Here is a 20,026-nt window from a genome sequence, read left to right as displayed (position 1 = left end):
TTGAATTTAAGCATTTTGGCAAAAATTAGCGCAATTCAACTTATGTGAATTACTGCTTTTGACGATCCAGATATTTTAAAGTAAATGAAATATGCTACTTAGCAGATTAATTAAAATGCTTATGAATAAAACAGATTTGTAAATATTGACAAGCCTTATGCATAACCAAATGAAATGGGTTTGCTGTAAAAACTTTCAGCATTCTTTTTAAACTTTAGTGCTATGATAAGCCCAAAATTTTTAACTGACATTTGGGAGAACCCATGGAAATCGTATGTCTTGATCTTGAGGGTGTATTGGTACCAGAAATCTGGATCAATTTTGCTAAAAAAACAGGAATCAAAGAATTAGAAGCAACAACTCGTGATATTCCTGACTACGATGTGTTGATGACTCAACGTTTAAATATTCTTAAACAGCATGGTTTAGGCTTAAATGATATTCAAGCTGTGATTGCAGACATGGGGCCATTTCCCGGTGCAAAAGAGTTTGTAGAATGGTTACGTACCCATTTTCAGTTGATTATTCTTTCAGATACATTTTATGAGTTTGCACATCCGTTGATGCAACAGTTAGGTTGGCCAACAATTTTCTGTCATAAATTAGAAACTGATGAAAATGGTATGATCACTGCGTATAAGTTGCGCCAACCTGATCAAAAACGTGAAGCTGTAAAAGCCTTACATGGTCTAAATTACCGTGTAATCGCAGCAGGCGACTCGTATAACGATACAACCATGTTGGGTGAAGCTGATCATGGTTTCTTATTTGACGCGCCTGAAAATGTGATTCGTGAATTTCCACAGTTCCCGCCAATTCATGGTTATGACGCACTGAAAGAAGCAATTCGTAAAGCATCTATTCGTGATATTCCAGCTTAATCTAAGATTTAAACCCAAAGGCGCTTAATGCGCCTTTTGTTTTTAATGGTATTTAATTTAAAATTATAAAATAAATAAAAATCATATCTTTACTGAATTGATTTAAATTTCATTGTACTAATTATTCGATATTATTTAAAATCAAATGCAACAAACGTGCAACATTGCAACTGGATTGAATTTAAAATGGCAACATATCAAAAAAGGAAGAAAGGGGTTACGGCTACCGTAAGAATCAAACCTCATCCGTCACAATCCCAAACGTTTACCACTATGCGTGATGCTAAAGCATGGGCCCAAGCATTAGAGATCCAGTTACGCAATGAAAGAAAAAATGATTACTGCCACATAACCTTAAGAGATGCGCTTGAGCAATATAGAGATAATGTTTCTATTAATAAAAAAGGTGCTGATCGAGAGCGAAACCGAATAAATCAATTTCTTAGAATCATGAAGGTAGATATCCCTATTGATAGTGTGGATAAGGAGTATTTAGTTTTATATCGGGAATCCAGACTTGAAGAGGTTGCTTCTGCAACAGTACGCCGCGAAATGCAGATATTATCAGCAATGTTTACGTGGTGTATCGATACAAAATTGTGGCTAAAAAAATCCCCTATGTTTGAGGTTAAATTACCTGCAGCTTCAGCACATCGTGAAAAAGTAATCTCAGAATATGAAGTAGAAACATTACTCCCATACCTAGATGACGAGTTACGAACAATCTTTCTGATTGCACTTGAAACAGGCATGCGACAAGCGGAGATATGTGGGCTTGAATGGGAACGCATATTTATTGATAAACAATACTTGTATTTAAAAACCACTAAGAACGGGCGCCCACGAGAGGTCCCATTAAGCAATACTGCGATTGAGTTGATTACTGGTATTGGCGTAAAGAAGTCCGGGAAGGTGTTTAATTATTCCCCTGGGATGGCGAGCTACAATTTTATGTGTGCAAGGATTAAAGCAAACTTGCTTGATATCGTTTTTCATGACACCAGACATACAGCAGCAACCCGAATTGCTCTAAAGTTGCCACTGCTTGATTTATGTAAGATGTTTGGATGGGTAGACCCTAAAAGGGCAATGATCTATTACAACCCAACAGCTACTCAGATCGCATCGCGTCTTTAACTGCTTTTAGTGAGTATTTACCATTAATACTCACTAGATTTTTTTCTTTGGCCAAGTTCTTAAACGTGTACCAAGACAAACCAGAAATACGATCGCAAATTTGTTTAATATTTAAAAACTCATCTTCCTGTTCTGCAAATGCCTCTCGGATTGCTTTTCGACAAACACGATCAAGTAATGATTCAAGTTCGTTTTCAGGGATACTGATCATTTTAGTTTCACTCATTCCACACCTTCCAACACTTTAACCGTATTCAGTTCATCCAGCACTACATTTGTTAATTGCCGCAATGTAATTTTGTTGCCTATCTGCTGATCACCCTCAGTGCAGACAGAGCATTCAACATCTGAAATATCTATGTCTTGAGACTCAATTAATGCAATAAGGCTACAAATTACACTAGTCGCCAATTCAGCTACGCCTTGAGCATGGTCCAATTGTTCCTTTAATGTATTCATTCCACACCATCCTCACTAAAAAAATTATTTACCAATTCAGCGATTTTTGTTAATCCATAAGCAGTTATGCGCATATGTAAATGAACTTGTTCTTCACCTGTATACTTGTTAGTAACAACGGGTGAAGGTCGATTTATAAAAATACCTTCAGCACGTTTGGTGGCATATGGCTGTAAACGACCACTTTCCTCGCGATAGATCCATTTCTTTTTAAGTAGTAAATCGACTAACTTGCGTTCACCTATACCAATTGTTTTGGCACATTCACGAATGTTGTATGTACCCTCGGTATTAGCGATGGTATCGAGCGCTTTTGCCTTAGGTTCAAGAATTTCAACTTTTTCGTGTAGAACTTGGTTCTCTTGCTCGGCATGCAAAGCAATCTGTAATATTTCTAATCGAGTTAATTCTCTTGGTTTTTGGTTTTCCAATTCATACCAGCGTTTGACTAAAGCTGCAGTAAACTCAGGACAGAGTTGAGCGACTACAGTGATTGAGTCTAGCTTGCCTTGTTCTCCCTCAAAAATATAAACACCGACTTGAATTGAAAATCCTAAGTTATTGATTTTTTCGACATTCGTCATTGGCGTATGTCGGATTACGCCTTTTTCCATCAATCTTTCAATTGATATTTTTACATTGCGGTGCTCAGTTTTAACCAATTCTGCAATATCTAAACTTGAGACTGAAACAGTATTTAAATTCACTAATGCGTTCATGCTTTGATCTCCTTGTTACTTCCAAGGTTGCTTTGCTTTGTGGTGTCTAAATAGATGTGCTCAAAACTGAGCGCATCTATTTCAAACTCGGCAAATACAATTTCATTTGCCGATTTAATCCCATCCTCAATTTGAGGTTGGATACTTACACCTTTTTCAGTCCAGAAAATTAATGATAGAGTATTTTTACCAATTTGAACTGAACCGATATTATCGGTGTAGATATGAGCAAATTTGCTCATATCTAAATTCAGCTCAGCAAACATCACTTCGCAATCACGTTTACCTTGCTCACCTGTGAACTCAAATACATTTGTAAGTTTATTTGAGCTAAGTGATTGTTTATTTTTAACTTTCACCATTGGGGGGAGTTGAATAACTCCTTTCTTAGCTCGGATAATGTCACCGATTTTGAATTTAGACATAGATTCACCCTTAAACCCTGAGAGGTATTAAAATGCCGTGCACATCATTTGTGATTTCTACATATGCGCTATGGTTTTCAGTTGTTGGGTAGAAAGATGGGAAAGCCTGTTTATAAACTTTCGCTACTTTCTGAAAAATACTCAAATATTCAAGATTGAACTTAGGGTAAAACTTAAATTGGATCTCTGTAGGTTTAGGAATATCAACACGCTTAATATCTGGATATTTACCCTCAATAAGCCTAAACATTTCAAAATTTCCGCCGTGGTTTAAGCACCAAAATTCATCATCAATCTGATGCAAAAGAGTGGTTTTGATTTTGCTTTTATTGCCAACTTTACGAATTAACGAATCAATTGCATCACCTGGTATGATTACGTCCATACCAACTGTATCGGGTTCAATACAGATCAAAGCCATGTGCCCATTAGTAGCAGCCACAAAACCATCACCCACATAAACACCAGTAAGATAAAAACGCACATCATGTTTAGACTTGCACAGTACAGTAGCTTTAAGATTGTCGTACTGAAGCTCAATTGTTTTCTTAAATTTCATTACGCTTCACCCCGTCCATTAATCGGCATGATCAAACCCTTGGCACCTGAATAATCATTGCCATAAAAATAAACATGGGCAGGGGTGTCTATACCTGTTGGTTTTAGATATGTGTCATCTGGATTGGTTGCACCCAATAGCTTGTTGATCTTCTGAAAATCAACCATATGGCGCCATTGAAAATGAGGTGATGCGCCCTTGTATTGCATTCCATCATCTTGAGGAATCATTGCTTGCCATTCAGCAGGGAATATCGATTCAACAGGGGTAAATATCTCTGGATCAATATCATTTACATTCAAAGCCAAACCATCGGTATGATGCACAACTTCAACAAAACAATTTGAGTGTGTTTTATCTAGTTTTTTCTCAAGGTTTTTAATTGCCTTGAGTGGAATAGTTAAAGGCTTTTTAAGTTTTGGTAATTCATCATATTTGCAGTAAAAAACACGTTCTGCATCTGTAGCCACAACATGGCCATCAATTAAAGTGACACTATTTAAGTATTTACGATGATCATTTTTAGCTGAACAAATTGAAGCTGATTGCAATAAGATCCATGGCAAAATTAATCTTTTCATTCTGGTGCTCCTAGATGTTCTAAAAATTCTGCGTAAAGTTGTTGTGCTGGTTTATTGAATTTCCAGTTAGGAGCGATTTTCACGTTCCTAGGGAATCTTTTATTTATAACGTGGCATTGAAACTCGAAAGTTCCACATGGGCGAATAACGCCTTTATAGCCAATCTTGTGTAGCCACAAAACAAAAGCCAGTTGTTTAGTTTTGATTGGTAGGTTAGAAAGGTCAGTCATTGGAATCACCATTCTTTTCAAGTGTAGCAACACGCTCTAAATGCTTTTTAATCCAAGCATTCCAGTATTTATTTTCATTTTTTGCTTCTACTGCTATGCTTGCATATATTCCACCTTCAACTCGCATAAAAGTTTTATCTGGAAATTGTTTTTGCAATTCCTCTTTGAATAGAAATGCTTCTTCTGCGGTGTAAAAAGGAGCATTCCATTTACCCATTGGATACAAGTCACCCTCAAAGGCAACAGCAAAATAATGAAAGTACTGCTTACTTTTTAGAACACTTGCAAGCCAATCTTGTGAGTGTTTAGGCAGGTTGTAGGTTGTCTTACTCATTCCGATGCTCCTTTGTTCAAAGCATCAATCTCTATTCCAATTTCTTCCACTTCCTGATCGTAGTAATCACAACGGTTTTTCATTGTGAATTCATTAATATCAAGGAAAGTTTCAAGGTTATTGAACGTGTAAGGATGTACACCTTTTTCCACACAATCAGCTTTAATTACTTTGATTTTGTGCTTAATATCCTCAAGGATATTAACAACCCACTGTAAGTCTTTATGAGCAACAACATTTGCAAATTGCAAATCGTCAATTGTGACGGTTTTTAAAGGAGACTTAGACATTTGCATTCCCCTCTACATTTGCTTTAAGGAGGTCTGGAATACTTTCTACAAGCTTAATAAGATCTTCACTAATAAGATAAATTCCACGTGCGAAAGCAGCTGCAAATCTGTCCACCATTGTTGTTGCTTCCAGAGCATTCAAAGCAAAAGATAGATCATGGACAATGGTCATTATCGACTCAATATCTTCATTATTAAGCTCAGATTCACTCAACTCAGCAACAAACAGATCAACTTTGAAAAGTAGCAAGGACGCAATATTAATAAGGCTTAATCGGGTTGGTTTGCGTACACCATCAGGAAGATGAGTGCAATCAGGATCAAATAGGCTTTCAATTTCTTTAAGTGTTGCTGAAAACGAAAGAGCTTTTAAAGGAATCTCTTGCTCATCGTAAGTTTCATCAAATTTCTTTGCGAGTAAAGCAAGTGAGTTTGAATCACGAACTTGACTAATATTGGTTTTTTGGTTCATAATAAATCACCAGTTATAACAATGCATCTCTGGAATTTTGGTAGGTAACAGAGAAAAGCATTAAGTTTTAAAATTAGCTCCACAGTGTGGGGCTTTTTGTGTTTCTGTGAAATAAAGGTAATCTAACTTACTTTTCTTGTCAATAATAAAAGTAATTAAAATTACTTTTTTAGTTTAAAGCTTACTTGATGTGATTAAACAAACAAAAGAAAACCCTGCATATAGCAGGGTTAAATAGATTCAACTTAGTTAAAAGGTTTTCATTATATTATCGTCTAATTTTTCGAACTTCTTGCTTCCACCATAATTGACCCACAATACGAACATTCTCTGATTCTATTAGGGCAGGTGAGTAATACTCATCAGGAAAGCGAACTTTGTCAAAGTTTCTAGAAACAGCCCTAAAACCACCTTGACCCTCTTCACCCCAATTAAAAAGAATCTTAATTTTGAGTTCGCTTCCTCTAGTAAAAGCGTAAATTTCACCGTCATAAATTTTTGTAGCTGACATATCAATTGATACTTTTTGATCTGGATAGAGATCAGGCATCATGCTTTCACCGTCTACGTTGATGATCTTGCAGTGTGGTGCATTAGCGCCAGCATGTAAGAGTTCAGCATCACCAATGAATAGTTTATATGGGCTGCTTTCTTCAAGGTTTATGTAGCCATTCCCGGCACTAGCTTTGACCTCAGGAAAGTAGTCTATTGCAGTGTACCCTTCAGGAACTGGATCTCCATAGTTGTAAAACCTAATACCATTGTCATTTTCAATATCTTCAACTACAGCTTTAGGCTCACCAAATTTCTTTTTAATTTCATCAAAGCTTAATGGCTTGAAAGAATTCGATTCTTTACCTGTTAGTAACCAGTCAGTACTAGTATCTAAAAGTTTTGCTAAAGCAGTCAAACTCTCATGTTTAGGTATGTTTTCGTCCTTTTCCCAGTAAATCACAGATGTCTTAGATACACCTAATGCATCAGCGATATTCAGTTGAGTAAGTTTTTTATTCTTTCTTAGTTCTTTGAGACGAGTTCCAAGCGTTTCCATATCGATTCAACCATTAGTTTGTAAGTTATCTTACCAATTGACGAGGTAAGTTTTATGTAGTTTAATATGGTAAGTAAAGTTACTCAAGGGTAATATAAGTGACCAAAACAGAAGCGCTGTCTCTTGTGAAAATGTCTGTGACTGAATTAGCAGATAAATTAGGGATTACACACAATGCTATTAGCGGATGGGATGAAGAAAGAATTCCTTTGGCTCGAGAATATCAAATTCTTGATTTAGCAAAGGGAAACGAACCAATTAAGAGAAAATCCAAAAATTAAAAACCTCCTTCGGCTCGAAAAGAAGGAGGTTGTTTGTATCACAGGAACGACTCTATGAATAGATCGATATTAGCACAAGATTTAGAAAGTTCAAATGATGACCAATGGTGGATTGATCATGAGGCTTATTCAGATGCACTTGAGGAATACAAAAAGGTTGAGACTGAATTAGAGGATGCATTAGGCGTTATTCGAATCTGTAAGCCTGAAGAATCAAAATCAATTGCAGATACTTGCGAAGAGTTGCGTATCAACATGTACAAATTTGGATTAATCCATCGCTTTGAGTCGGCTTATAGAAAAATGTTCGAGGCTAAAGGTAAATTATGATGAGTGAAACTGAAAATAACTCACAACTTCCAAAACCTCTAGTTCTTGAAAATGTAGACCTTAGAGATTTTGAGTATATGCCATTAGATGTGGTTCGCTTTCGAGATAGTGATTTTACAGCACTCGTTGAAGCTGAAGCATTTCGCGCAGGATTTTTGTTGATGTGTGCTTCATGGCATCAATTGCCAGCTGGAAGTATCCCTAACGATGATCGAGTGTTATCTAACCTAGCTGGATTTGGCCGTGTAGTTAAGGAATGGGAAAAATTCAAGGAAGAGGCTTTGCATGGCTGGATACTGTGTGACGATAATCGCTATTACCATCCTGTGGTTTCTGAAAAGGCTTTAGAGAGCTGGAAATCAAAACGAGAGTACAGTTATAAAAAGTTTGCTGATCGTATTCGCAAGGCAAATAAACAAATTCCTGAGCATGAACAAATCATCATTCCATCACTTGATGTTTGGATATTTGCTGGAATGCCTAGTGATTGGAGTAATGATTCCACACGAAAAATATCGGAAAACCAAGTTGCTTCCAATAACTTTCCAAAAGAACAGGTTAGCGATTCCGAAATCATTCCAAAAGAATCACAGAATGATTCCGCTGGAATTCCGTTGGAAAATGCTCTTAAGGGAACAGAACATAATATAAGGGAACATAATATAAATAATAAAAACATATGTCCACCTAGCGGTGAACCTGAGCCAGCCAAAAATCAAAACTTTAAAAACGAGATTCAAGAAATTTTTGAGTTTTGGAAAGCGACATTTGGTAAATCCAATCAAACCGTGTTGGATGACAAACGCAAAAGCAAGATTCTCTCAAGGCTGAAGCAGGGTTATTCAGTTGAGCAAATCAAGCAAGGGATTATTGGGTGTTCTAAATCCGATTATCACGTTGAACGTAAACACACAGATATTGAATTAATTTGCCGTGAAGCAAGTAAGTTAGATCGGTTCATTGAAATGGTACCCCCTGTGGAGCAGCAAACCCAACAGCCTCATTATGATGACCTCCAAAACAAACCACCTGAACAACAAGTTCAATTCACGATGGTTGAGACAGATTACTTAGCGATGGGAATGGAGATGCTTAATGGAAAATAATCTTTACTCATTGCAAATCGAACAAGCCGTTTTGTCGTCTCTCATGGGTTCACATGGGAATGTTGACGAGTTTGTTGATGATCTCTCTGAAAACAATTTTTATGCGCCAAAACATAAAATCATATTTTCTGAAATCAAAGCATTACACGCTCAAGGGAAACAGTTTGATGTGATTATGGTGTGGGACCAAATTAGGTTAGACCTTCAAAAATCAAAGATGGTCACTGAGCAATATATTCAAGAAGTTATAGCAATTGTTTGCTTACCATCACAACTTGAAGGGCACATTGTTAGGTTAAGAGAATTAACTGTATGGCGTAAAATTCATGAAGCTGGTGAAAGAATTCAGCTAGTAACTCGCAATATTGAGCAAAGTCCAGATCAAGCGCTTTCATTAGCTCAAAATATCCTCAATGAGATTGATTCGGATGATGAGGGTGATACCTTGCAGGATGCTTCATACTTTTCAAAAATTGCATTGCAAGAGTGTGTAGCTCGCCATGAAGCTTGGCATAACAATAAGCCGATTGTTAAGGGTGTCACTACAGGTTTTCGTGATTTGGATGACATGTTGGGGGAGCTTGAAAACGGTGATCTGATTTGTATTGGTGCTCGTGCATCAATGGGTAAAACAACACTTCTTCAAAACATTGCCCAAGACATTGCATTACGTCAGAAGAAGCCTGCTTTGTTTATTTCAGCGGAAATGAAAGGCGCACCAATTTCTCAACGGTTGATTAGTTCAATTGCAAAAGTAAATTTCAAGGTAGTTAAAACTGGTGTTACGACCGATGGTGAAGTTTTTAGTCGAATGGCTAATGCTCAAGTAATTATTGATAGCATTTCACTTAAAATCGATGAGAAACCAGGTGCATCACTTTCTGATATTCGAAGATCTGCAAGACGTGTAAAAGCGCAATATGGTGAAGTTGGAGCTATCTTGGTTGATTACCTTCAAAAACTCGAGTCACCGATTAAAGCGCCCAACCGTAAAGATTTAGAAATAGCTGCAATTTCTGATGGATTAAAAAAAATCGCCATTGAGTTTAATTGCCCTGTGATTTCACTCGTGCAGATCGGCCGTGGTGTCGAAAAGAATGGAGATAAACGCCCTAAAAACTCTGATATACGTGATTCAGGTGCAATCGAGCAAGATGCGGATGTAATCATGATGATTTATCGAGATGATTACTACAACAAGGATAGTAAAGAGAAAGGGATTGCAGAAATCATTATTACAAAATGTCGTAATGGTGAAGTTGGAACAGTCAGGTTGGCAACGGATTTAGCTCATTGTCGATTTGTCACACTCGATATAAATCACCACTTATTGAAAGCTGAAGATGAGGAGAGGTTGCCGTTTTGAAAATTAACATGACAAATAATGACCAAAATTTAAATGCTGAAGCTGAACATTTAAAACGTGGTGTAAGTACAGCTCGTTGCGATTTCCAACAAATTCCAGTGGTGAGTAAATGAATTCTAAGATTGAAATTATGGACTGGCCTAAGCTTACCCTTGAAGATTGGTTTAAGCAGTATGGCGCATGGATCTCGATTAACCGTATGCGTGGAGGGCATGAACCTGATCAATTAGAAATCAATCAAATATACTGGTTAGCACGTGAAAAAGAAGCAAAAATAAGACCTAACTCAAAACAGGTAATTATTGAGATCAGTGATTTTGAAGCGCTGCAGGTTGAGAAAATGATCTATGAGTTAAAGCACTCAAAGACAATATGCAAGTTTGCAAGGCCAGCAATTAACTTGTTCATTGAAAAATGGGTATGTGGTTTAAGCCTTGATCAGATGGCAGAAAGATTTAAATTGAGTCGCAGTTCAATCAACAGCATGCTTTATGCAGGTGAATTTTATTTGGCAGGGCATGACAAGAGACTTAAATTAAATAAAAAGTTTGCGTTTAAATGAAAAGTATGAAATATTGGTTATAGTTGAAAACTATGCGTAAATAGCTAGTTGGATTCTAAACCCACTTAGACCACCTCTTAAGTGGGTATTTTTTTACTAAGCTTATTTTCTAGTAACTCATAGTACTAATAACTTATTCTTGGAGGGATTTGAATGAGCATCAATTGGTTTTTCATGATTGCTTTTGTCCTTCTGTTGATCATTATTGTATTATTTTTTACGCGTAATAATTGATTTCCATACCCATCTATTCCAATACGTGGGTATTTTTTTGTCTGGACATTTTTAGAAACCGTTTAGTGCTACACTCCCACCGATAAATAGGAAAACACATGAATATTTGCATCGGTGGCGAACAGAACGGTCAGGTTGTAGAGAAAAGCCCGAATGATTACTTTCAGCAGTCAATCGTAATTGGTGAAAAGACATATAAGTTTTGGTTTTCAGATAAATTAAGTTTTCATGATGCGTTTGTCGAGGCTGAAAAGCTGGCAAGGCAGATCAAATAAGGGATTATCCCTTATTTGGAAAGATTGAATAGGCTCATCGAAAGGTGGGCTTTTTTGTCTCTATGTGATAAAAATCTCCAGATGAAAAAAATTGGAGAATAGCTTTGAAAAAAATATTGTGTGTTGGCGGTAGTGAGATGGGTAAGTGGGTTGAGAATATTGGAAAATTTGAAGTAGACCCACATGATAATCCATTAAGATCTGAAGTTTATGAATTGATGGAACTTATGAACCCTAAATCAAATAAGGTAGAAGTATTTTATGTATACAAAGGCTTATTTGAGCATAGACGTGAAGTAGCTTTGTTGCATGCTTTAAATAATCAACAAGAAATCTAATCTTAATATTTTTTATAAAGGCGCTTAGGCGTCTTTTTTTACGTCTAAATTTTATAAAGGTGCTTGTGACATGCACAAGTAATCTATTGAGGGTCTGCTCATGAAAGATCGTTAGCTTTAGAAGCAACTTGGATTTGTGACGCTGTACAATTTGTTCAGCTATAAGCGCAAACGGTGGGATGCAGAAACCAGCCGTATAAATCGGTTTGAATCCAATGTGATTTCGTCACACATTGAGTTAGCCTCAGAGCCTTAAAGCGTCGGTGACTCCCCGACCAATGGAATTGAAAGACACAGAGCGGATCAATAGCTAACTTTGAGATGTTTGTTGTGTTGAGTAGCGGTAGATCAGTTGCCGAGCTGATCAGTATCGTAAACTAAGGCAAGGATGTGGCAGATCACCACGTCCTTTTTAATTCCAAGGAGAACAACATGCTCCGAATCAAACAAATCTTCTGTCGTCACGTTTGGGAATATTCAGATTTCTTCACGGTGAGAGAATGTCGGAAGTGTGGGAAGGTGGTTGATGTGGTATAGATTTCAATAAGAAATATTTCCTGATATATTATTCAAAAATATTAAGGGGATAATTATGGGTGAGTGGTCAGAATACTTTGAAGATTTCCCTGAAGAAAATCCGGCAAATCACAAGCAAGAACCAGACTTAGGACCAATGTCGATTGTATTTCCACATCTACATCTTTCTCAACTAACTAAAGAAGAGTTAGCAAAAGAGAATTCCAAAATTTCTGAAATAAATGCCGAGATTGACCGTAAGGCTCTTGAAATTGAAAATACAATTGTGCTGGCGAAAAGAACCCCAGTAGCTGCTGTAGATGATTGTCCAATCTGTTATGGGAATACTATGAATGTTTTTATGGTATCTGAAAACTCATTTTACTGTGAATGCAGTAACTGTGACTCTTCAGGTGTAGGCACATCTCCTAAATCTATTTATCAAGATATAGAAGATAAAGTTTGGACTAATGATTCTTAAATCATAATTTATATATAACCCCACTCAGTTGGGGTTTTTTAATGCCTAGAGGAAACTATGACAGACACTGTACAGGCTAGAAAAGACTTAGAGCTTTGCAGTGCTGAGCTGTCTAAGTATCAGAACCTTAGCCGTTCAGGATTAAGACATAGTGAATTAATCGCAATAGACAATGTGATGATTCGATTAAAAGAACAGATTAAGAATTTAAGAGTTGTGTTGGGTGATTGATCTTACTTGGATAATTTGATAATTTATTGTTTCTAAATTAATTATAGAGATAATAATGAAATCAAAACAATATATCTTAGTAAATATTTGTGGAGATAAATTTGGATTCTCAGATATAAGTAATAGCGGGAATCTAGAACTTTATCTATCTGGTCAAGAATATGATAAGTCGTCTTATGAATTTGAATCTGCAAGTATTATTCTTATATTTGAAGCCAACTTAGAAGATGACATAAAAGAGATGATCCATAAATCCTTTCGTAAGCAGTTAGTTGGTTAATAACTAAACCTCCTTCGGGAGGTTTTTTATTGGGTGATGAAAGTAATGCAGAAAAAATAAAAGCCCATCAATTGGGCTTCTAATAAAGACTTCACAGTTGCCGTGATTCTTTTTGGGTGGCGTCCTTCGTTCTTTCGATTGACTACAGGCTGGTTACTGCTTCTGTCAATAGGAGTTCAAAAACTTACCTAACGGCAGGAACCCTGTGCATTGAATCATCAAGCCATCGGGAAGTCCTTGCTCCTGCATTAATAATTATAAGTTTTGATTTGAAGTTAATCAATTGGGAGATTCATTTATGGAAGATATTGACCTTCCGAAAGGGACTGAGCCCTTAAAAAACAATCAACATGAATTGTTCTGCAATGAGTATCTATTTGATTTAAACATTACTAAAGCCGCAATTAGAGCTAAATATAGTGAAAAATCAGCAAAACAGCATGGCTTTGTTGTATTTAGTAGACCAGAAGTAAAACAAAGAATTGAGTTCCTTAAATCAGAGCGAGCAGAGCAATTACACATTGAGCAGATAGATGTTCTTCAAAGGCTTTGGGCTATTGGTACAGCTGATCCAAGAGATCTAGTTAAACACAAATTAGTAAATTGTCGTTTCTGTTGGGGTGTAGATCATCAATACCAGTGGCGTGATGAAGCAGAGTTTGAAAATGCTTTACAGCAAGCAATAGTTGAAGAAGAAGGAATTCAAAAAGAAGATCCTGCTTATTCGGCCAATTATCCAACCGATGTTGGTGGGTATGGATTCCGCAGAACCAAGCCGCCTCATCCTGAATGCCCGTCATGTGATGGCGAGGGCAAGGGCTATTTGCATCTTGAAGATACTTCAACTTTAAGTGAATCAGCTCAATTATTGTATGCAGGTGCAAAGCAAACAAAAGAAGGCATTGAAATCAAAATGCATGATCAAATGGCTGCTTTGAAGTTAGTAGGTCAACATATGGGCCTATTTAAAGAAAAAATTGAGCATGATATTTCTGATCCACTTAAAGAACTATTGAACAGAGCAAGTGGTAATACATTAAAACCGAAAGGATAAAACCATGACACCAGACGAGCTAGAAAAACTCTTGTCTGACCCGTGGCAACGTCTTACAAGCGGTTTTTTATATCAGATACTTATTAAGGGTGATGAAGATACAGAAGGTCTTAAAGCTCCATTCATGCCAAATGAGCATCAATTGGATTTTATGAATAACCTTTGGTATCGCAACATTATTCTCAAGGCGAGGCAGTTAGGTTTCACAACACTGATAGCAATCTATTATTTGGATTGCTGCTTGTTTGGTGAAGGTAATATTCGTGCTGGTATGGTTGCTCAAGACCGTGATTCAGCCGAAAAGCTATTTCGTGACAAAGTTAAATTTGCCTATGACAATTTACCACCTGAAATTAAAGAAAGATTTCCTTTAGCTCGTGATAGTGCGAGCGAGCTTTTATTTGCTCATAATAACAGCTCAATTAAAGTCGGCACATCAATGCGCTCAGGAACTTTGCAATATTTGCATGTTTCAGAGTATGGCAAGATTTGCGCTCAATACCCTAAGAAAGCCAAAGAGGTTAAAACGGGCTCTATACCTGCAGTTTCTCCAAATGGGATTGTAATTATTGAATCTACTGCTGAGGGTGATCATGGAGATTTCTTTGATATGACCGAAATTGCTAGAAATAAAAAAGACAGTGGTAAGGAGTTATCGAAAAAAGACTACAAATTCAATTTCTATCCTTGGCATGGTGCAAAAGAGTATCAGCTTGATCATCAAAATATCCATATCACAGATAAAGAACATGAGTATTTTGACGGCATTGAGCAAGAATGTAATGTAAAAATTACTTTAGATCAAAGGGCTTGGTATGTAGCTACACGTGATAGCGATTTCAGTGGATCGTCTGAGTTGATGTGGCAAGAATATCCATCAACCCCAGATGAAGCATTTAAGAAATCAAAAGAGGGGTGTTGGTATACAGAGCAATTCCTCAAAGTGCGTAAAGAAGGACGTATTTGCACTTTACCGATTAGGACAGACGTTCCTGTTAATACCTTTTGGGATATTGGTAATTCAGACGGTACAGCTATTTGGTTTCATCAAAGAGTGGGTATGCAAGATTTGTTTATTGATTTTGCTGAGGGATGGGGCGAACCATATGAGTATTTTGTCAAAATAATGCAATCCAAAGGCTATTTATGGGGCAAACACTATTTACCTCATGATGGTGCTCACGCAAGACAAGGCGAAAGTAAAAATTTATCTCCTCAACAAATGTTGAAAAACTTGGGGCTAACCAATGTTGAAATTGTGCCGCGGGTTTCTGAGTTACTTCATGGTATTAACCAGACTCGTAATGCCCTAATGAATGATGTTTGGTTTGATGTTGACCGTTGTAAAAACGGCTTAACACATATCGAGAATTACACACGTAAATTTAATGCTCATGCTCAAACATATACAAGTGAGCCAGTCAAATCAGACGGGCATTCTGAAGCATCTGACGCATTTAGACAGTTTGCTCAAGTACGAGATCAAATAGGGCGTGTCGCTAAAAAATCCCCACCTCCACCACTTGCAAAACGGACAACATTGTCATGACAGATGAAAAGAAAAAAGACACTGATATTCTTGGACGTGTGCGCAAGCTTTGTGATGAAGCCGAGGATTATTGGGCTGATAATTACAAACTGGGCAAAGATGATCGACAGTTTGTGACAATTGATAAAGCGCAGTGGAGTGAAAAAGACCGTAAAGAGCGAGAAAATGACGGCATTCCAACACTTACTTTTAACGTGCTTAGAACCTATTGCAAACAACAAATCAATTCAGCTCGGTTGAATCGTCAGCAAATCAAAGCTGAACCTGTTGATGATATTGCTGATCCAGCAATTGCGAAAGTTTTTAATGGATTGTTGCGTGACACCGAGATAACCAGTGGCGCTGATAATGCCTATGATGCAGCAGTTGAGGGCGTGGTTTACGGTGGCATGGGCTTTGTGCGTATTCACGTTGATTACGTTTCACCTGATAGCTTCCAACAAGAACCTAAAATTCTCACAATCCATAATCCAGAGTCAGTTTATCTTGATCCGATGAGTAAAGAACTAGATGGCTCAGATGCTCGCTATGTTGTGATTAAAACATGGTTGCCAAGGGCTGACATTATCGACCAATACGGTGAAGATGCCGCAAGCGATTTTGATGATTCAATTCAAAATAGTGAATGGCTCAATCACGATGATAAAACGGTATGTGTTGCTGAAATGTTTGAGATTCAGCGAAAATCAAAGACTTTGTATTTATTGATTGATGGCACAACCACATACAATAAACCAGATGATGTATCGCTAATTGAAAAAGAGCGCGACAGTTATGAAGAGAAATGTTGGTGGTATAAGCTTACTGGTACAAAAGTTTTAGAAGATCGCGAATTTATTGTACCAATGTTGCCGATTATCCCGGTATATGGAGATGTGACTTGGGATGGTGAAAAGCGTTATGTGTATTCAATGGTGCATTTTGCGCGTGATCCTCAAAAGCTCTATAACTTTTGGAAATCGTCAGAAGCTCAACAAATTTTAGAGGGATTGCGTAAGCAATATATGGTATCTGTTGAGGCATCACGTGATTTGCCTGAATGGGCGAATCCTAACGGTTATCAAGTTTTACGCTATAACCATGTTACTGATGAAAATGATGTGCCGTTACCTCCACCTCAACAAATGCCTTCATTAACTGCTTTAAACGGCATTTTAAATGCAGCAGATGGAGCCAAGCAAAGTATTGAGCAGATTCTCAATATGCAACCTGCAGCAATGGGGAGTGATGAGCGTGGTCTTTCAGGTAAAGCCATTGGTATGCTGCAACAACGTGCCGATGTGAGCCATTTTCATATCACTGACAATTTGAATAAATCACTTGCTCAGGTTGGCCGTGTGTTGATTGGCGTTTATCAAAAAGCCTATTCAGTGCAAATGGTGAAACGTATAACAGGTGAAGACAATAAAACTGAGCGTGTTCAACTAAATGCACCTGCGCCAATGCAACAGCAAGGGCAAAAAGTTGATGGTGTAATTGATGGAATTTTAAATAATTTAACAGTTGGTCGTTATGATATTCGTATGTCTACAGGGCCAAGCTTTATCAGTCAACGTCAAGAGAATAAGCAAGCACTTACAGAATTATTGCAGTTTGTTCCACAGATCGGTCAAGTCGCACCTGACTTATTGCTCAAAGCTTTTGATGACGGCAATATGCTTGAAGATATTGTTGAACGTATCAAAAAATCTCTTAATCCTGCCCTGACACAAGATGGTGAAGATCCGCAGCTACAAGCATTAATGCAACAATATCAGCAGCAAATGCAGCAGCTTCAACAAGCATTGCAACAAGCTCAAGCACAAGTTGAGGATAAGAACGCAGAACGTCAAGCTAAGTTTGAGATTGAGAAACTCAAAGCAGAAACAACGCTTGCTGTAGCCCAAATTAATAATGTAGCCAAAGCTGAATTGGAAGAGCTCAAAGGTGCAATCAATCTGATTTTGCAACATATGCAACCGCCTGAAGAATGGCTTGATACCAATTCACACAATCAGCCACCACCCGAACAACAGACTTATCAAGAACCGCCACAAGATGGCGGTTTTTTAATGCCTCAAGATCAACAAATGCTTGAACAGCAGATGTTAGAGCAGCAGGCACAGCAACAAGAATTCGCACCTGATGACGGTCAAATTGGGATAAATGCGCAAAACCTGACTGTAGATGAACAAAACCCCGAACTTGACGGTTTTCAAGGCATAAGTGAGCAGTAGTATGGAAGATTTAGAGCAAACAACAGACAACACTGAACAAACCACAACACCAGTAGAGACAGAGCAATCTGAACAGACTCAAGGTGATGGCAGTGAAGTCGAATTAACAGAGGAACAGCAAGCCGAAGCTGCCCAAAAAGCAGAAGAGGAAAAAGCTACTCAACGGCAAAGTGCGATTGATAAGCGTATTGCAAAACTAACTTGGGAGAAAAACGACGCAATTCGTAAAGCTCAAGAGTTAGAGCAAAAGTATGCAAGTCAAGCTCAGTCTGCTTCTAAAGAGCCACAATTGCATGAATACGATTCAATCGAAGATTATGCAAATGCAATCTCTAAGTTCCAAGCAGATAAAGCACGGCAGGAGTACGCAAGCCAACATGAGCAACAACGTAATGATCAATTACATCAAGCTCAAGCGTACAAACTTGAAGTAGCTGAAGCAGAGTTTTTAAAAACTCATCCTGATTATCAGCGTGTTGTTGGTGCACTTGTTCATATTAGTGGTGGGGAATTACCAGTACAACTAAGCCGAGCAGTGCTTGAGTTGGGTGATGCTGCGCCTGCTGTGCTTTATGAACTAGGTAAAGATCCTGTTGATGTTGTTGAATTGCTCGATATGAGTCCAACACAGCAATTAATGAAGCTTGGGGAAATCCGAGCAACACTTAAAAATAGTCCAAAAACTCCAAAAATCCCTAATGCCCCTGCGCCAGTGACTCCACCAAAGGGTGTGGCAAACTCAAAAAAAGATCCATACAAAGGATCTGATGAAGAGTTTTTGCGCAGCCGTGGTATCAAATAAGGTAATTGAAATATGTCAAATAATGTTTTAACGCATGATGTTGTAGCAAAAGAAGCAGCAGCAATGCTAATTGAAGAATCTGTCTTTATTAAATCGATCAACCGTGGTCGTGAGACAGAATTCAATAAAGATAAAGCAGGTTATAAAGTCGGTTCTCAAGTTCGAATCAAAATTCCACCAGTGCCAATTGTTACAGATGGCAAAGAATATAACGGGGATGATGCGGATCTAAACGCCAAAGAATCAACACGTGTTTTAAAAGTTGATACTCAAAAACACGTGTCTTTGGAATTTGGTGCAGCAGAACAAACATTGACTCTAACTGACTTTAAAGATCGCTTTTTAAAGCCAGCTATCCAATCTTTGGCAATGACTGTAGATGCAGATCTACTTAAACGTGCAATTGTGACTGTAAACAACAGCACATTGATTGGGGCTAATGAAATTTCGCCACTTGCGCCTTTTGGTCGTGCACGTGAAATGTTGGCGCGCTCTTTAACGCCTGCAGCTGGTCGTATTGCCTTACTGTCATCTGAATTTACCAACGGCATTGTTGATACATCAGGCACTCTATTTAATCCAAATGCTGAAATTGCCAAGCAATACAAAGAGGGTTATGTAGGCCGTGCACGTGGTTTTGACTTTGTTGAGTCTGAGCATATTTACCGTCAAGTAAATGGTAAAACATCTGGGATTACTGTTAATGGCGCTGGTCAAACTGGTGGCTTATTGACAGTTGGTGGTTTGGCCAATGGTGATGTGATCAAAGCAGGTCAGGTTTTTAGTTTACCTGGTGTTGAAATGCTACATCCATTAACTCGCTTATCTTATGGCAAGCTTATGCAGTTTGTAGTGCTTGAAGATGTAACGGCAGGCGATGCTACAGCAACCCTGAAAATCTACCCTGAAATCACGCCTGATTTAGTTAATGGGACGAAACAAGCAAATGCCAATGTTTCTGCATCTCCAGCAAACTCCGCGGGCCTAACTTTCGTTGGTGCTGATAACGATGTTATTGATCAGGCGCTTTGCTACACCAAAGACGCATTTAGTGCCGCTTTTGCTCCACTGAAAGTCCTTGCAGGTTGTGAGGGTTATACCTTCAACACTGAAACAATGGCATTGCGTGTGCAAACGGGTGGCAACTGGGTAAGTGACTATGAAGGAACACGTATTGATGTTCTTTATGGTTTTACCATGGTCCGTGGTAATCATGCCGCGCGTGTAGGCCGTATCGATTAACCAAAAATAAAATTGACAACACATG

General features: G+C 37.9%; 28 protein-coding genes. 17 read left to right on the top strand and 11 right to left on the bottom strand.

What is annotated here, in order from left to right:
• Positions 1–263: 263 nt before the first annotated feature.
• Together thrH and MTO68_RS17425 are read left to right on the top strand one after the other, a co-directional pair.
• Positions 264–881, top strand: coding sequence for a bifunctional phosphoserine phosphatase/homoserine phosphotransferase ThrH (gene thrH / locus MTO68_RS17430; protein ID WP_004717409.1), 618 nt, complete (start codon positions 264–266; stop codon positions 879–881).
• Between the two features lie 186 nt (positions 882–1,067).
• Positions 1,068–2,018, top strand: coding sequence for a tyrosine-type recombinase/integrase (locus tag MTO68_RS17425; RefSeq protein ID WP_004823334.1), 951 nt, complete (start codon positions 1,068–1,070; stop codon positions 2,016–2,018).
• On the opposite strand, the gene MTO68_RS17420 is transcribed toward MTO68_RS17425, so the two are convergent.
• From MTO68_RS17420 to MTO68_RS17370, 11 genes are all read right to left on the bottom strand, one after another.
• Positions 1,993–2,244, bottom strand: coding sequence for a hypothetical protein (locus MTO68_RS17420; protein ID WP_004823333.1), 252 nt, complete (start codon positions 2,242–2,244; stop codon positions 1,993–1,995). The two genes, MTO68_RS17425 and MTO68_RS17420, sit on opposite strands and share 26 nt — an antisense overlap.
• Positions 2,241–2,477: a hypothetical protein gene (locus MTO68_RS17415; RefSeq protein WP_004823330.1), complete on the bottom strand. Its 237-nt coding sequence runs from the start codon at positions 2,475–2,477 to the stop codon at positions 2,241–2,243. The genes MTO68_RS17420 and MTO68_RS17415 overlap by 4 nt, the downstream gene beginning before the upstream one ends.
• Positions 2,474–3,196, bottom strand: coding sequence for a phage antirepressor KilAC domain-containing protein (locus MTO68_RS17410; protein ID WP_004823329.1), 723 nt, complete (start codon positions 3,194–3,196; stop codon positions 2,474–2,476). The genes MTO68_RS17415 and MTO68_RS17410 overlap by 4 nt, the downstream gene beginning before the upstream one ends.
• Positions 3,193–3,621, bottom strand: coding sequence for a hypothetical protein (locus MTO68_RS17405; RefSeq protein WP_004823328.1), 429 nt, complete (start codon positions 3,619–3,621; stop codon positions 3,193–3,195). Before MTO68_RS17405 ends, MTO68_RS17410 begins: the two co-directional genes overlap by 4 nt.
• A gap of 10 nt (positions 3,622–3,631) precedes the next feature.
• On the bottom strand, positions 3,632–4,180 hold the full coding sequence (locus tag MTO68_RS17400) for a hypothetical protein (RefSeq protein ID WP_004823326.1): 549 nt from the start codon (positions 4,178–4,180) through the stop codon (positions 3,632–3,634).
• The gene (locus MTO68_RS17395; RefSeq protein WP_244013617.1) at positions 4,180–4,761 is read right to left on the bottom strand and encodes a hypothetical protein; all 582 of its coding nucleotides are present in this window, start codon (positions 4,759–4,761) and stop codon (positions 4,180–4,182) included. The genes MTO68_RS17400 and MTO68_RS17395 overlap by 1 nt, the downstream gene beginning before the upstream one ends.
• Positions 4,758–4,991, bottom strand: coding sequence for a hypothetical protein (locus tag MTO68_RS17390; RefSeq protein WP_035371059.1), 234 nt, complete (start codon positions 4,989–4,991; stop codon positions 4,758–4,760). The genes MTO68_RS17395 and MTO68_RS17390 overlap by 4 nt, the downstream gene beginning before the upstream one ends.
• Positions 4,984–5,325: a hypothetical protein gene (locus MTO68_RS17385; RefSeq protein ID WP_244013615.1), complete on the bottom strand. Its 342-nt coding sequence runs from the start codon at positions 5,323–5,325 to the stop codon at positions 4,984–4,986. The genes MTO68_RS17390 and MTO68_RS17385 overlap by 8 nt, the downstream gene beginning before the upstream one ends.
• Positions 5,322–5,615, bottom strand: coding sequence for a hypothetical protein (locus MTO68_RS17380; protein WP_244013613.1), 294 nt, complete (start codon positions 5,613–5,615; stop codon positions 5,322–5,324). The genes MTO68_RS17385 and MTO68_RS17380 overlap by 4 nt, the downstream gene beginning before the upstream one ends.
• The gene (locus tag MTO68_RS17375) at positions 5,608–6,087 is read right to left on the bottom strand and encodes a hypothetical protein (RefSeq protein ID WP_244013611.1); all 480 of its coding nucleotides are present in this window, start codon (positions 6,085–6,087) and stop codon (positions 5,608–5,610) included. The genes MTO68_RS17380 and MTO68_RS17375 overlap by 8 nt, the downstream gene beginning before the upstream one ends.
• A 268-nt stretch (positions 6,088–6,355) precedes the next feature.
• Positions 6,356–7,138 (bottom strand): helix-turn-helix domain-containing protein, encoded by a 783-nt coding sequence (locus tag MTO68_RS17370; protein ID WP_244013610.1) that lies wholly within the window; start codon positions 7,136–7,138, stop codon positions 6,356–6,358.
• 98 nt (positions 7,139–7,236) lie between these two features.
• Here MTO68_RS17370 and MTO68_RS17365 point away from each other — a divergent pair, with 98 nt between their 5' ends.
• From MTO68_RS17365 to MTO68_RS17295, 15 genes are all read left to right on the top strand, one after another.
• Positions 7,237–7,419 (top strand): Cro/CI family transcriptional regulator, encoded by a 183-nt coding sequence (locus tag MTO68_RS17365; protein ID WP_244013608.1) that lies wholly within the window; start codon positions 7,237–7,239, stop codon positions 7,417–7,419.
• Between the two features lie 54 nt (positions 7,420–7,473).
• Positions 7,474–7,749, top strand: coding sequence for a hypothetical protein (locus MTO68_RS17360; protein ID WP_244013607.1), 276 nt, complete (start codon positions 7,474–7,476; stop codon positions 7,747–7,749).
• Entirely contained in the window at positions 7,746–8,855 is a 1,110-nt protein-coding gene (locus MTO68_RS17355) for a DUF1376 domain-containing protein (protein ID WP_244013605.1), read from the top strand. Before MTO68_RS17360 ends, MTO68_RS17355 begins: the two co-directional genes overlap by 4 nt.
• Positions 8,845–10,221 carry a replicative DNA helicase gene (locus tag MTO68_RS17350; protein WP_244013603.1) on the top strand — a complete coding sequence of 459 codons (1,377 nt, stop codon included), beginning with the start codon at positions 8,845–8,847 and terminating at the stop codon, positions 10,219–10,221. The genes MTO68_RS17355 and MTO68_RS17350 overlap by 11 nt, the downstream gene beginning before the upstream one ends.
• 109 nt (positions 10,222–10,330) lie before the next feature.
• A complete protein-coding gene (locus MTO68_RS17345; RefSeq protein WP_004823310.1) occupies positions 10,331–10,783 on the top strand; it encodes a hypothetical protein in 453 nt (150 codons plus the stop codon).
• 332 nt (positions 10,784–11,115) lie between these two features.
• On the top strand, positions 11,116–11,292 hold the full coding sequence (locus MTO68_RS17340) for a hypothetical protein (RefSeq protein WP_004823309.1): 177 nt from the start codon (positions 11,116–11,118) through the stop codon (positions 11,290–11,292).
• 104 nt (positions 11,293–11,396) lie between these two features.
• A complete protein-coding gene (locus MTO68_RS17335) occupies positions 11,397–11,630 on the top strand; it encodes a hypothetical protein (RefSeq protein WP_004823308.1) in 234 nt (77 codons plus the stop codon).
• A gap of 592 nt (positions 11,631–12,222) precedes the next feature.
• Positions 12,223–12,627 (top strand): hypothetical protein, encoded by a 405-nt coding sequence (locus MTO68_RS17330; RefSeq protein WP_004817468.1) that lies wholly within the window; start codon positions 12,223–12,225, stop codon positions 12,625–12,627.
• Positions 12,628–12,684: 57 nt separating this feature from the next.
• On the top strand, positions 12,685–12,858 hold the full coding sequence (locus MTO68_RS17325; protein ID WP_004823307.1) for a hypothetical protein: 174 nt from the start codon (positions 12,685–12,687) through the stop codon (positions 12,856–12,858).
• Positions 12,859–12,913: 55 nt separating this feature from the next.
• On the top strand, positions 12,914–13,138 hold the full coding sequence (locus MTO68_RS17320; protein ID WP_004823306.1) for a hypothetical protein: 225 nt from the start codon (positions 12,914–12,916) through the stop codon (positions 13,136–13,138).
• Positions 13,139–13,436: 298 nt separating this feature from the next.
• On the top strand, positions 13,437–14,192 hold the full coding sequence (locus MTO68_RS17315) for a terminase small subunit (protein ID WP_244013601.1): 756 nt from the start codon (positions 13,437–13,439) through the stop codon (positions 14,190–14,192).
• A 4-nt stretch (positions 14,193–14,196) separates the two neighbouring features.
• On the top strand, positions 14,197–15,741 hold the full coding sequence (locus MTO68_RS17310; protein ID WP_244012961.1) for a terminase: 1,545 nt from the start codon (positions 14,197–14,199) through the stop codon (positions 15,739–15,741).
• Positions 15,738–17,957, top strand: coding sequence for a portal protein (locus MTO68_RS17305; protein WP_244012959.1), 2,220 nt, complete (start codon positions 15,738–15,740; stop codon positions 17,955–17,957). The genes MTO68_RS17310 and MTO68_RS17305 overlap by 4 nt, the downstream gene beginning before the upstream one ends.
• A gap of 1 nt (position 17,958) precedes the next feature.
• Positions 17,959–18,759 (top strand): hypothetical protein, encoded by an 801-nt coding sequence (locus tag MTO68_RS17300; RefSeq protein ID WP_244012957.1) that lies wholly within the window; start codon positions 17,959–17,961, stop codon positions 18,757–18,759.
• A 12-nt stretch (positions 18,760–18,771) separates the two neighbouring features.
• Positions 18,772–20,001 carry a P22 phage major capsid protein family protein gene (locus MTO68_RS17295; protein WP_244013599.1) on the top strand — a complete coding sequence of 410 codons (1,230 nt, stop codon included), beginning with the start codon at positions 18,772–18,774 and terminating at the stop codon, positions 19,999–20,001.
• Positions 20,002–20,026: the final 25 nt, after the last annotated feature.

Source organism: Acinetobacter sp. NyZ410, assembly GCF_022828975.1.
GTDB classification, from domain to species: domain Bacteria; phylum Pseudomonadota; class Gammaproteobacteria; order Pseudomonadales; family Moraxellaceae; genus Acinetobacter; species Acinetobacter guillouiae.
This window is presented reverse-complemented; position numbering and strand designations above follow the sequence as displayed.

Coding starts and splice junctions, on each gene's coding strand:
- thrH (WP_004717409.1), top strand. CDS start 264: ATGGAAATCGTATGTCTTGATCTTGAGGGTGTATTGGTACCAGAAATC.
- MTO68_RS17425 (WP_004823334.1), top strand. CDS start 1,068: ATGGCAACATATCAAAAAAGGAAGAAAGGGGTTACGGCTACCGTAAGA.
- MTO68_RS17420 (WP_004823333.1), bottom strand. CDS start 2,244: ATGAGTGAAACTAAAATGATCAGTATCCCTGAAAACGAACTTGAATCA.
- MTO68_RS17415 (WP_004823330.1), bottom strand. CDS start 2,477: ATGAATACATTAAAGGAACAATTGGACCATGCTCAAGGCGTAGCTGAA.
- MTO68_RS17410 (WP_004823329.1), bottom strand. CDS start 3,196: ATGAACGCATTAGTGAATTTAAATACTGTTTCAGTCTCAAGTTTAGAT.
- MTO68_RS17405 (WP_004823328.1), bottom strand. CDS start 3,621: ATGTCTAAATTCAAAATCGGTGACATTATCCGAGCTAAGAAAGGAGTT.
- MTO68_RS17400 (WP_004823326.1), bottom strand. CDS start 4,180: ATGAAATTTAAGAAAACAATTGAGCTTCAGTACGACAATCTTAAAGCT.
- MTO68_RS17395 (WP_244013617.1), bottom strand. CDS start 4,761: ATGAAAAGATTAATTTTGCCATGGATCTTATTGCAATCAGCTTCAATT.
- MTO68_RS17390 (WP_035371059.1), bottom strand. CDS start 4,991: ATGACTGACCTTTCTAACCTACCAATCAAAACTAAACAACTGGCTTTT.
- MTO68_RS17385 (WP_244013615.1), bottom strand. CDS start 5,325: ATGAGTAAGACAACCTACAACCTGCCTAAACACTCACAAGATTGGCTT.
- MTO68_RS17380 (WP_244013613.1), bottom strand. CDS start 5,615: ATGTCTAAGTCTCCTTTAAAAACCGTCACAATTGACGATTTGCAATTT.
- MTO68_RS17375 (WP_244013611.1), bottom strand. CDS start 6,087: ATGAACCAAAAAACCAATATTAGTCAAGTTCGTGATTCAAACTCACTT.
- MTO68_RS17370 (WP_244013610.1), bottom strand. CDS start 7,138: ATGGAAACGCTTGGAACTCGTCTCAAAGAACTAAGAAAGAATAAAAAA.
- MTO68_RS17360 (WP_244013607.1), top strand. CDS start 7,474: ATGAATAGATCGATATTAGCACAAGATTTAGAAAGTTCAAATGATGAC.
- MTO68_RS17355 (WP_244013605.1), top strand. CDS start 7,746: ATGATGAGTGAAACTGAAAATAACTCACAACTTCCAAAACCTCTAGTT.
- MTO68_RS17350 (WP_244013603.1), top strand. CDS start 8,845: ATGGAAAATAATCTTTACTCATTGCAAATCGAACAAGCCGTTTTGTCG.
- MTO68_RS17345 (WP_004823310.1), top strand. CDS start 10,331: ATGAATTCTAAGATTGAAATTATGGACTGGCCTAAGCTTACCCTTGAA.
- MTO68_RS17340 (WP_004823309.1), top strand. CDS start 11,116: ATGAATATTTGCATCGGTGGCGAACAGAACGGTCAGGTTGTAGAGAAA.
- MTO68_RS17330 (WP_004817468.1), top strand. CDS start 12,223: ATGGGTGAGTGGTCAGAATACTTTGAAGATTTCCCTGAAGAAAATCCG.
- MTO68_RS17325 (WP_004823307.1), top strand. CDS start 12,685: ATGACAGACACTGTACAGGCTAGAAAAGACTTAGAGCTTTGCAGTGCT.
- MTO68_RS17320 (WP_004823306.1), top strand. CDS start 12,914: ATGAAATCAAAACAATATATCTTAGTAAATATTTGTGGAGATAAATTT.
- MTO68_RS17315 (WP_244013601.1), top strand. CDS start 13,437: ATGGAAGATATTGACCTTCCGAAAGGGACTGAGCCCTTAAAAAACAAT.
- MTO68_RS17310 (WP_244012961.1), top strand. CDS start 14,197: ATGACACCAGACGAGCTAGAAAAACTCTTGTCTGACCCGTGGCAACGT.
- MTO68_RS17305 (WP_244012959.1), top strand. CDS start 15,738: ATGACAGATGAAAAGAAAAAAGACACTGATATTCTTGGACGTGTGCGC.
- MTO68_RS17300 (WP_244012957.1), top strand. CDS start 17,959: ATGGAAGATTTAGAGCAAACAACAGACAACACTGAACAAACCACAACA.
- MTO68_RS17295 (WP_244013599.1), top strand. CDS start 18,772: ATGTCAAATAATGTTTTAACGCATGATGTTGTAGCAAAAGAAGCAGCA.